At 74.1% G+C, this 9,703-nt stretch carries 10 protein-coding genes; 4 read left to right on the top strand and 6 right to left on the bottom strand.

Going from position 1 to position 9,703, the window contains the following annotated elements; all coding sequences use genetic code 11:
• Positions 1–6 precede the first annotated feature (6 nt).
• Positions 7–1,233: an SWIM zinc finger family protein gene (locus ADY59_RS44745; RefSeq protein WP_231619192.1), complete on the bottom strand. Its 1,227-nt coding sequence runs from the start codon at positions 1,231–1,233 to the stop codon at positions 7–9.
• 84 nt (positions 1,234–1,317) lie between these two features.
• Here ADY59_RS44745 and ADY59_RS44750 point away from each other — a divergent pair, with 84 nt between their 5' ends.
• From ADY59_RS44750 to ADY59_RS44765, 4 genes are all read left to right on the top strand, one after another.
• Positions 1,318–2,364: a C39 family peptidase gene (locus ADY59_RS44750; protein ID WP_049576655.1), complete on the top strand. Its 1,047-nt coding sequence runs from the start codon at positions 1,318–1,320 to the stop codon at positions 2,362–2,364.
• Positions 2,365–2,367: 3 nt separating this feature from the next.
• Complete coding sequence (locus ADY59_RS44755; protein ID WP_049576657.1) at positions 2,368–4,221, top strand: S9 family peptidase; 1,854 nt, start codon at positions 2,368–2,370, stop codon at positions 4,219–4,221.
• Entirely contained in the window at positions 4,218–5,480 is a 1,263-nt protein-coding gene (locus ADY59_RS44760; RefSeq protein WP_049576660.1) for a M20/M25/M40 family metallo-hydrolase, read from the top strand. The genes ADY59_RS44755 and ADY59_RS44760 overlap by 4 nt, the downstream gene beginning before the upstream one ends.
• A 106-nt stretch (positions 5,481–5,586) precedes the next feature.
• A complete protein-coding gene (locus ADY59_RS44765; RefSeq protein ID WP_049576663.1) occupies positions 5,587–6,168 on the top strand; it encodes a TIGR03086 family metal-binding protein in 582 nt (193 codons plus the stop codon).
• A 24-nt stretch (positions 6,169–6,192) separates the two neighbouring features.
• Here the strand turns inward: ADY59_RS44765 and ADY59_RS44770 are convergent, their stop codons facing one another.
• The 5 genes from ADY59_RS44770 to ADY59_RS52060 form a co-directional block, all read right to left on the bottom strand.
• The gene (locus tag ADY59_RS44770) at positions 6,193–7,158 is read right to left on the bottom strand and encodes an ABC transporter permease (RefSeq protein ID WP_049576665.1); all 966 of its coding nucleotides are present in this window, start codon (positions 7,156–7,158) and stop codon (positions 6,193–6,195) included.
• Positions 7,155–7,997, bottom strand: a complete 843-nt coding sequence (locus ADY59_RS44775) for an ABC transporter ATP-binding protein (protein WP_049576667.1) — start codon at positions 7,995–7,997, stop codon at positions 7,155–7,157. The genes ADY59_RS44770 and ADY59_RS44775 overlap by 4 nt, the downstream gene beginning before the upstream one ends.
• Positions 7,994–8,386, bottom strand: a complete 393-nt coding sequence (locus ADY59_RS44780) for a GntR family transcriptional regulator (protein ID WP_049576669.1) — start codon at positions 8,384–8,386, stop codon at positions 7,994–7,996. Before ADY59_RS44780 ends, ADY59_RS44775 begins: the two co-directional genes overlap by 4 nt.
• Positions 8,387–8,443: 57 nt before the next feature.
• Complete coding sequence (locus tag ADY59_RS44785; protein WP_049576670.1) at positions 8,444–9,166, bottom strand: DUF427 domain-containing protein; 723 nt, start codon at positions 9,164–9,166, stop codon at positions 8,444–8,446.
• 39 nt (positions 9,167–9,205) lie between these two features.
• Positions 9,206–9,703: hypothetical protein (locus ADY59_RS52060; RefSeq protein WP_049576676.1), on the bottom strand; the 498-nt coding region annotated here is incomplete at its 5' end.

Here is a 9,703-nt window from a genome sequence, read left to right on the forward strand (position 1 = left end):
AGATGGTTAAAAGAGACAGATCCCGACCTGGCGGACCCCGCCGGCGGTGGTGACCCGGGCATGGTCGCCGTCGAGGACGACGGCGCCCGACTCCGCGAGCGCCCGCGCGGCCGTCAGGCGCGGGTTGAGCTGCGCCACCTGGTCCCGGTCGTAGGGCAGCTCCCGGTGGAAGTGGCCCGCTTCGTACAGGTCGTAGCCGACCCGCCCGGCGGTGCCGAGCTGGGTGAGCGCGGCCCGTACGCGCTCGACCGGCAGCCCGGAGCGGTCGGTGAGCAGCCCGATCTCGACGGCCGGCTCGAAGTTGAGCAGCATCCCGACCACGTCGGCGTCGCCGGCGGCCTCGTCGGTGGCCAGGTCGTCCAGGACGGCGCCCTCGCCGGAGAAGCCGCGCCACGGCTGGGGCGAGACGGCCAGCGTGTAGCGCATGCCGGGCAGCTCCAGCTCCCAGGCACTGGCCTGGTGCTCGGCGCCGGCGGGCGGGCCGTAGACGCGCAGGGCCTTGGCGAAGCGCAGCAGCGGCATCAGCGTGGCGACCCGCCCGGCGCCCGACAGGCACACGGCGCCGCGGCCCGGCCCGGCGGCCAGGCGCAGGTCGTTGCCGGCGGGCACGGCCCACACGGTCGCGGAGGCCTTGCGCGGCAGCGAGCGCAGGAACCGCACGGCCTGCGGCCCCTTCAGCTCGGCTCGCAGGTCGAACCCGGCCGCGATGACCTGGACCTCGGCGAAGCCGCGCAGCCACCGGCTGGGCAGCGGCACCTTCTTCTCCACGACGGCGCCGTCGAGCGTGGTGACGGTCAGCTCGTCGGGGCCGACGCCCAGGTGCAGCGGGTCGCGGCCGCCGACGCGGGCGAGCGACTCGCGCAGCGGGCCGTTGACGTCGACGTTGGTGGTGCCCCGGTCGAGCACGTCGCCGTCGAGGGCGAGCACGTCGAGCCGGGCGTAGACGCCGCCGCAGGCGGAGAACGACTCGAACCTGAGCCGGTCGCCGTCGCAGGTCACCACCGGGTCGCGGGTCCAGCCGGGGCGCGGCTGGTGGTAGCGGGCCATGGCCACGTCGGCCACGGCCAGCAGGCCCGCGGCGGCGGGGGCGGCCTGGGTGAGCAGCCCGCTGAAGAACCGGGGATGGGTCTGGGGCCCGGACAGGGCCGTGCCACCGGAGGTCGACAGGCCGAGCCGGCCGTGGGCGAGCACGGAGGGCCCGGCGTAGGAGTACGCCTGCACCGCTTGAGTCATGGCCCGGACGATAGTGATCACCACTGACACAATCGCGCCGGGTACGTAAAACCTCCGATGCGCGACCTGTGAGACGGTTCCACAATGAGCCTGGTGCTCACCGTCGACCTGGCTCATGTCTCCTTCGCCCGTTTCTCCGTGCCCGCGGGTCAGGCGTCGTGGACCGGTCCCGAGCACCTGATCGGCTTTCCCGCGACGCAGCTCGTCGCCTCGTGGACGGCGCGTACGCCGCCCGGCTCGTGGATCGAGGTGGAGCTGCAGGCGGTGACCGCGGCCGGTACCCGGACCAGGTGGTACGTGATGGGCCGCTGGTCGGAGCACGGCGAGCCGCGCACGTCGGTCCCCGGGCAGGGCGACGAGGACGGGGACGTGGCGGTGGACACGTTCGTGGCGCGGCGGCCGGTGACGGCCTACAGGGTGCGCGTCACGGCGCACGGCGCGGGCGCGCGGGTGGCCGGCCTGGGCGTGATGGCCTCGGCGCTGCCCGCCCGGCCGGCGCCGAGCGCGCCGGGGCCCGGCGGGGCGTTCCACCTGGTGGTGCCCGCGCACTCGCAGCACGAGCACGCCGGGCACCATCCGCAGTGGGACGGCGGCGGCGCGAACTGGTGCGGCCCCGCCGCGGTGGCCATGGTGCTGGCCTACTGGGGCCGCGGCCCGGCGCCCGCCGAGCTCGGCTGGGTGGGCGACGGCGATTCGTTCCCGGCGGTCGACCACGCGGCGCGCGGCGCCTACGACACCAGCTACCAGGGCACCGGCAACTGGCCGTTCAACGTCGCGTACGCGGGCACGTACGGGCTGGCCGGGTTCGTGACCCGGCTGCGGTCGGCGGCGGAGCTGGAGCGGCTGGTGCGCGCCGGGATCCCGGTGATCACGTCGCAGTCGTTCAAGGAGCACGAACTGCCGGGCTCCGGCTACTCCACAAGCGGGCACATCATGGTCGTCACCGGTTTCACGGCCGGGGGCGACGTCATGGTCAACGATCCGGCCGCGCCGGGCGACGCGCAGGTGCGCCGGGTCTATCCGCGTGCCGCGTTCGAGCACGTGTGGCTCAGGAGTTCCGGCAGCGGCGGCGTCGCGTACGTGCTGCACCCACCCGAGATGTCCTTGCCCCCGTCAAATGGCAATTGGTGAGATATGAGTATTCGACCGATCGATGTGGCCCGGACCGACGGCGGCCCGCAGTGGGTGGAGGCCGTGGCCACGCCGGAAGGCGTCGAGGTGTGGTGGGACGAGCCACGCCCGCACGAGGGCGGCCGGCGCTGCGTGGTGCGCCGCCTGCCGGACGGCGAGCGCGTGGACGCCCTGCCGGACGGCTGGAACGCGCGCAACCGGGTGATCGAGTACGGTGGCCGCTCGTGGCGTCCGCTGCCCGGTGGCGGCCTGGTGTTCACGAACTGGGCCGACCAGCGCGTCTACCGGATCGGCGGCGACGGCCCGGTGGCGCTCACCCCGGCCGGCCCCGCCCGCTACGCCGACCTCTACCTGCCGCCCGGCCGGGCCGAGGTGTGGGCGGTGCGGGAGAGCGAGGACGTGCGCGACCTGGTGGCGATCCCGCTGGACGGCGGCCCGCTCACGGTGATCGTCGAAGCCCAGCATTTCCTGATGAACCCCCGCCTGTCCCCCGGCGGCGGCCATGTCGCCTGGATCGGCTGGGACCACCCGGCGATGCCGTGGGACGGCACCGAGCTGTGCGTCGCCCCGCTCGGCCCCGGCGGGCAGGCCGGGCCGTACGAGGTGGTCGCGGGCGGGCCCGGCGAGTCGGTGGTGCAGGCCGAGTGGCGCGACGACGACACGCTGTACGCGATCACCGATCCGACCGGCTGGTGGAACGTGCACCTGATCGGCAGGGACGGGACGCGCGTGCGCAACCTGACGCCGGTCGAGGCGGAGTTCGGCCACGCGGCGTGGAAGCCGGGCTCGGGCTGCCTGGCGGTGGCCGGTGACCGGCTCGTGGTCGTGTACGGCACACCGGACCGCCGCAGGCTGGCCGTGCTGGAGCCGGGCGGCGGCGAGCTGCGGGAGATCGGCGGGGAGGCGACCTACTGGAGCTCGACCGTGTCGGCGGCCGGGGGCAAGGTGGCGGCGGTGGCGGCGACGCCGTACACGCCCCTGGAGGTGATGCTCGTCGACCTGGACGGCGGCGGGCACGAGGTGGTGTCGGCGCCCAAGCCGCTGCCGGATCGCGACCTGCTGCCCGTGCCGGAGGCGGTGACGGTCGAGGGCGTGCACGCGCACCTGTACCCGCCGGCCGGGGCGCGCGGCCCGGCACCGTACGTGATCTTCGTGCACGGCGGCCCGACGGGCAACCATCCGGTGATGCTCGACCTGGAGATCGCCTACTTCACCAGCCGGGGCCTGGGCGTCGCGGTGGTCAACTACGGCGGCTCCACCGGCTACGGCCGTGCCTACCGCGAGCGGCTGCGGCACCAGTGGGGCGTGGTCGACGTGCAGGACTGCGCGAAGGTGGCGCGCGGGCTGGTGGAGCTGGGCCGGGCCGACGCGGCCAGGATCGCGATCCGGGGCGGCAGCGCGGGCGGCTGGACGACGGTGGCGGCGCTGGTGCACAGCGACGTGTTCGCGGGCGGCGTCGCCCACTACGCGATCACCGACCCGGAGAGCTGGGCGGCCGAGACGCACGACTTCGAGTCGCGCTACCTGGACGGCCTGATCGGCCCGCTGCCGGAGACGCGGCAGCGCTACAGCGAGCGCTCGCCGCTGCTGCACGCGCACCGGGCGTCGGGGCCGTGCCTGATGCTGCACGGGCTGGAGGACGCGATCGTGGACGTCGGCCAGGCCGAGCGGTTCGTCGCCGAGCTGGACAGGAACGGCAAAGAGTGGGCACTTCTCACCTTCGAGGGTGAGCAGCACGGCTGGCGCAGGGAAGAGACGATCGTGGCGGTGCTGGAGGCCGAGCTGGCCTTCTACGGACAGATCTTCGGGTTCGAGACGCCCGGGGTTGCACCGCTGAAGCTGGAGGGCAGCAAGTGAAGAGTGTCGCCGAGATCTGCTCGGACCTGATCAGGTTCGACACCACCAATCCGGGCTCCGGTGAGCGGCCGGCCGCCGAGTACGTGGCCACGCTGCTGGCCGACGCCGGGCTGGAGCCGGAGGTGTTCGAGTCCGCGCCGCGCCGCACCACGGTGGTGGCGCGCATCGCGGGCGCCTCCCCCGACGCGCTGCTGGTGCACGGGCACCTGGACGTGGTCCCGGCCGACCCGGCCGAGTGGCGGATGCACCCGTTCTCGGGCGAGATCGTCGACGGGTGCGTGTACGGCAGGGGCGCGGTCGACATGAAGGGGTCGTGCGCGATGACCCTGTCGGCGGTGCTCGGCATGCGGGCGCTGGGCGTGCGGCCCCGGCGGGACGTGGTGCTGGCGTTCCTGGCCGACGAGGAGGCGACCGGCGACTTCGGGTCGCGGCACGCGGTGACCGAGCACCGGGAGCTGTTCGACGGGGTCACGCAGGCGATCAGCGAGTCGGGCGGGTTCAGCGTCGCCTCGGGCGAGCACCGCGTCTACCCGGTGGCGGTGGGCGAGCGCGGCACCGCGTGGATGAAGCTCACCGCGCACGGCGTGGCCGGGCACGGCTCCCGGCCGGCGGTGGACAACCCGGTCGCGACGCTGGTCCACGCGCTGTCGCGGATCGCCTCCCACCAGTGGCCGGTACGGCTCACGCCGTCGGTCGCGGCGCTCGTCCGGAGCCTGTCGGAGATCACCGGTCAGCCGATCGACCTGGACCGGCTGGACGCCGAGGCGGAGCGGCTCGGCTCGCTCGGCCACCTGTTCAAGGGGCAGATCCGCAACTCGGCCAACCCGACGATGCTGGAGGCGGGCTACAAGGTGAACGTGGTGCCCTCGACCGCCGAGGCGCACGTGGACGGCCGCTACCTGCCGGGGCTGCAGGAGGAGTTCCTGGCGACGATCGACGAGCTGCTCGGCCCGAAGATCACCCGCGAGTTCGTCAACCTGGAGGACGCCCCGGCCGCGCCCTACCCGTCGTCCTTCTTCGACGACCTGGCCGCCAGCCTCGTGGCCGAGGACCCGCTGGCCAGGCCGGTGCCGTACGTGATGAGCGGCGGCACGGACGCCAAGTCGTTCGCCAGGATCGGCATCGAGGGGTACGGGTTCGCGCCGCTCATGCTGCGGCCGGACCTGGACTACTTCGGCATGTTCCACGGCAAGGACGAACGGGTGCCGGTGGAGGGCCTGGAGTTCGGCGTCCGGGTGCTGACGCGGCTGCTCACGTAGGTCCTGACCGCTGTCACGGGTCACGGAGGGCGACGTGCTCGGCACGAGCCGAGAGTGGAATAAAGCATTCCGTTCTGCTAGGCTGAGTGAGACGAAAGGACATGCCATGAACTCCGGCTGGACTCTGCTCGACGCCTCGCACGACGCCCTCCGCACGGCCGTGACCGCCACGCCCGCCGGCGCCTGGGAGCTGCCCACGCCCTGCGCCGGCTGGAACGTCACCCAGGTGCTCCAGCACGCCGCCGGCGACCAGATCGCCTACGCCGCCACCCTGACCGGCGAGCCCGGCCCCGAGGAGAACCCGTTCACGCCGTCCGGCTCGCTGGCCGGCGACCCGCTCGCCTTCGTGGAGGCCGCCATGGAGCGCTCGGCCAGGGCGTGGGCGGCGGCCGACAGGGACGCCGCCGAGCTGCCCGTGCCGATGCCGCCGAACAAGATGGCGCCGTGGCTGGGCGCGGGCGCGTGCGCGCTCGACGCGGCCGTGCACGCGTGGGACATCGCGGCCGCCACCGGCCGGCCGTCCCCGCTCACCCCGGAGATGGCGCGCGAGCTGCTGGTGGTGGCGCGGGAGACCACCGAGCCGGTGCGCGGCTTCGCCTACGCCGCCGCCCTGCCCCCCGAGCCGGGCGACGACGAGGTCGCGACCCTGCTGCGCTACCTGGGCCGCGACCCCCACTGGACCCCGTGAGACCGTGCGGACCCGCCTGAGGGCTCAGGCCGTGCGGCGGAGGGTTCGCCGCACGGCGAGCCCGCCCAGCGCCGCCGACGCGAGGACGAGGATCCCCGCCTCCGTCCACTGGAAGCGCCAGAACATCGACGCCGGATGATACGACACCGCGTAGCGGTAGCCCTCGGCGAACAGGCAATCGTGCCACGCCTCGGTGTTGCGGTTGCTGCGCCCGGCGTCCAGCCGGCGCTCGCAGCCCGCGGGCGTGCCCACCTCCCGCCCCGCGGGGTCCACCCAGGTGCCGCCGCCCACCAGCCGCGCGTCCGGGTCGCCGAGCTCCACCGTCCCGGTCAGCTCGGTGCGGAGCGGGGTCGCGTAGTGGTCGCTGAGCGCGAACAGCGCGAACATGGTCGCCGCCACCCCGGCCACGACCAGCGCCATCGCCGGCAGCGTCCGCCTGAACAGGGCCCCCGCCAGCGTCCCCAGCGCGAACGCGTACAGCCACCAGGCGGCCGGGGCCACGCCGGTCATGTTGAAGATCCCGATGTTGCCGAACCCGGAGTCGATCCCCTCCCGGAACACCGGCCGCCACAGGCTGACCATGAGCGACAGCAGCAGCCCGCCCGCCACCACCGCCCCGCCGAGCACGGCCAGCTTGACCACCAGCCACCGCCGCACCGGCACCGCCTGCGTCCACGCCAGCCGGTGCGTGCCGCGCTCGTACTCCCTGCCGAGCAGCGGCGCCCCCCAGAACGCGCCGATCAGCGCGGGCAGCACCAGCGGCATCCAGCCGAAGACCGAGTAGATCGCGTCGTAGCGCTCCCCGAGGCCGGCGACCGCCTCCAGCGACCCGCAGAACGCGGTCGCCCCCGCGCAGCCGCCCGGCACGAGCCCGGCGACGTACGACCTCGCCTCGACGGCCGAGCCGAGCAGCACCAGCCCGAGCACGGCCAGGAAACCGAAGGTGAGCAGGATCTGCGCCCGGTGCTGACGCCAGGTGACCCAGATCATCCCGCCACCTCCACCGGGCCGGGCAGCGCGGCCGACTCGGGGCTGCGCAGGTAGCCCATGACGAGCTCGTCCAGCCCCGGCCGCCGCGCGCTCCAGCGCGGGTCCGGCGGCGGCCCGCCGCGCACGAGCAAACTGGCCTGCCTCCCCGCCCGGCTCGCGGTGACGACCCGGCAGCCGGCGACCGGGCCGCCGGCCGGGCCGGTCAGCACGTGGTGCGCGTCGAGCAGCTCCTCGATGTCGCCGCTGACCTGGAGCCGGCCGCCGTTCAGCACGATCAGCCAGTCGCAGGTGTCCGCCAGGTCGGAGACCACGTGCGAGGACAGCAGCACCGTCAGCCCGTGCTCGGCCACCTCGGCCATGATCGCCCGCATCACGTCGTGCCGGGCGACCGGGTCCAGGTTCGCCAGGGGCTCGTCCAGCACCAGCAAATCCGGCATCCGGGCCAGCGCCACCGTCAGCGCGACCTGCGCCTGCTGCCCGCCGGACAACCGGCCGGCCTTGCGGTCCAGCGGGACGCCGAGCCCGCCCAGCCGCTTCCTGGCGGCCTCCTCGTCCCACCGGTCGTTCATCCGCCGCCCGAACCGCAGCATCTCCGCCACGGTGAACGTCTCGTACAGCGGCTTGTCCTGGGCGACGAACGCGGCCTGCCCGCGTACCGTGACGCTCCCCTTCGCCGGCGCGAGCAGCCCGACGGCGGCGTGCATGAGCGTGGTCTTGCCGGCGCCGTTGGGGCCGACCAGCGCGGCCACCCGCCCGGCCGGGACCGCCAGCGAGCAGTCGCGCAGCGCCCAGCCCCGCCGGTAGCGCACGCCCAGGCCGGTGACCTCCAGCGCGTTCACGCGACCCCCTCGCGGGCGGCGCCGGCCAGCACCACGCTGAACAGCGCCCGCAGGTCCTCCTCGTCGAGCCCGGCGGCGCGCGCCTGGCGCACCCACTCCTCCAGCCCGCGCCGCAGCCGGTGCTGGTCGGCCAGCGTCGGCCCGGCGATCCCCTGCTCCACGAACGTGCCGAGCCCCGGCCGGCCCGCCACCAGGCCCTCGCGCTCCAGCTCCCGGTAGGCCTTGAGCACGGTGTTCGGGTTGATCGCCAGGCTTTCGACGACCTCACGCGCGGTGGGCAGCTGGTCCCCCGGGCGCAGCGTCCCGAGCCGCAGCGCCTGTTTGACCTGGTGGACGAGCTGCAGGTACGTCGCCACCCCCGACGCCCGGTCGAGCTGGAACTCGATCACTAAAGCACCCTTTCACTATTTGAATAGTGAAAGGGTGGTGGATCGCGGCGCCGCCTGTCAACCCCGCGGCTCGTCCTCCGGTTCGCCGTCGACGTAGATGTCGAGCTTCTCGTTGTAGAAGGCGATCAGGCCGGCGATGCGCTCGCTCTCCGGGAGCGGCGTGCGATACGACCACGCCAGGTCCTCGTGGCCGTTGACCGACCAGTACTCGGCCGTGCCCTTGTACGGGCAGCGGGTGACCGTGCCGGTGTGCTCCAGCAGGTCGAGCCGGACGTCGGTCTTGGGCAGGTAGTAGCGGGGCCGCAGCCCGGTCTCGAACAGGATGCGGGCGTTGCGCGAGTCGGCCACCGTCACCCCGCCGACCTCCACCCGCACGTGGCGGGAGCTCGGCAGGATGTCGATGCGCGTGTACGGGTCGCGCGCGTGCACGTACACCTCCTCGTCCTCCTCGAACCAGGCGTCCATCGCGTCCCAGTCGAAGCGGACGTGACCCCGTACGGCCTCCAGCGGCGAGTCGTCGTAGACGAGCGCCTCACCGCCTCCCGGGGCGAGCGTGTGGACGGCGGCGTCGCCGCGGCTCGGGGAGTGGCGGGTCTCGCCCGTCGGCTTGAGCACGCCCTGCTCGACGTCCTCCAGCGGGAAGTAGTAGGCCGGGTAGTGCGGGCTCTCCCACACCAGCAGGGCGCGGGTGGTGTCGGCGACCGCGCGGCCGCCCAGATAGGTCCTGACTCGCTTGGCCGTGCGCTCGACGCGCACCCGGCCACGGCTCGTGGCGTCCATGCCCGCCGCAACCGCGGGACGGCCTCCGCTATTCCGGCCCTACCCCACGCCGAACGCCGCCAGCGTGCCCCACGTGACGAGCGTGCCCACGAGCGCCCCCACGGCCACCTGGGGCCACGTGTGGTGGGTCAGCCGCACCCGCGCCCAGCACACCAGCGCCACCACCGCCGCCCCGCCCAGCAGCGTCGGCACGACCGGCAGCACGTGGGCCATGACCACGACGGTGCCGGCGGACACCGCCGCGTGGAAGGAGATCTTCCAGCGCATCGTCACCGGGATCGTCACGGCCAGCGCGGCCAGCATCGCCGTCACCACCGCCACCAGCAGCGTCGGCGCGCCGAGCAGCCCCAGCAGCACCAGCGCGAACAGCACCGCGCCGACGGCGGCCAGCAGCGGGCCGGTGCGGCGGGCCCGGTCGACGATGTGGTGGGAGTCCAGCCGCCCCGAGCGCACGCCCACGGCGATCACCGCGGCGGGCACGCCGCCGCACAGCACCGAGGCCACCAGCCCCCACACCCGGCTCTTATACACATCTCC

Source organism: Nonomuraea sp. SBT364 (genome assembly GCF_001083785.1).
In the GTDB taxonomy this organism is placed as follows: domain Bacteria; phylum Actinomycetota; class Actinomycetes; order Streptosporangiales; family Streptosporangiaceae; genus Nonomuraea.

What these genes read in the sequence shown, in the direction of transcription:
- ADY59_RS44765 (WP_049576663.1), top strand. Translation starts at nt 5,587, where the DNA reads ATGAACTCCGGCTGGACTCTGCTCGACGCCTCGCACGACGCCCTCCGC.
- ADY59_RS44745 (WP_231619192.1), bottom strand. Translation starts at nt 1,233, where the DNA reads ATGACTCAAGCGGTGCAGGCGTACTCCTACGCCGGGCCCTCCGTGCTC.
- ADY59_RS44770 (WP_049576665.1), bottom strand. Translation starts at nt 7,158, where the DNA reads ATGATCTGGGTCACCTGGCGTCAGCACCGGGCGCAGATCCTGCTCACC.
- ADY59_RS44750 (WP_049576655.1), top strand. Translation starts at nt 1,318, where the DNA reads ATGAGCCTGGTGCTCACCGTCGACCTGGCTCATGTCTCCTTCGCCCGT.
- ADY59_RS44755 (WP_049576657.1), top strand. Translation starts at nt 2,368, where the DNA reads ATGAGTATTCGACCGATCGATGTGGCCCGGACCGACGGCGGCCCGCAG.
- ADY59_RS44785 (WP_049576670.1), bottom strand. Translation starts at nt 9,166, where the DNA reads ATGGACGCCACGAGCCGTGGCCGGGTGCGCGTCGAGCGCACGGCCAAG.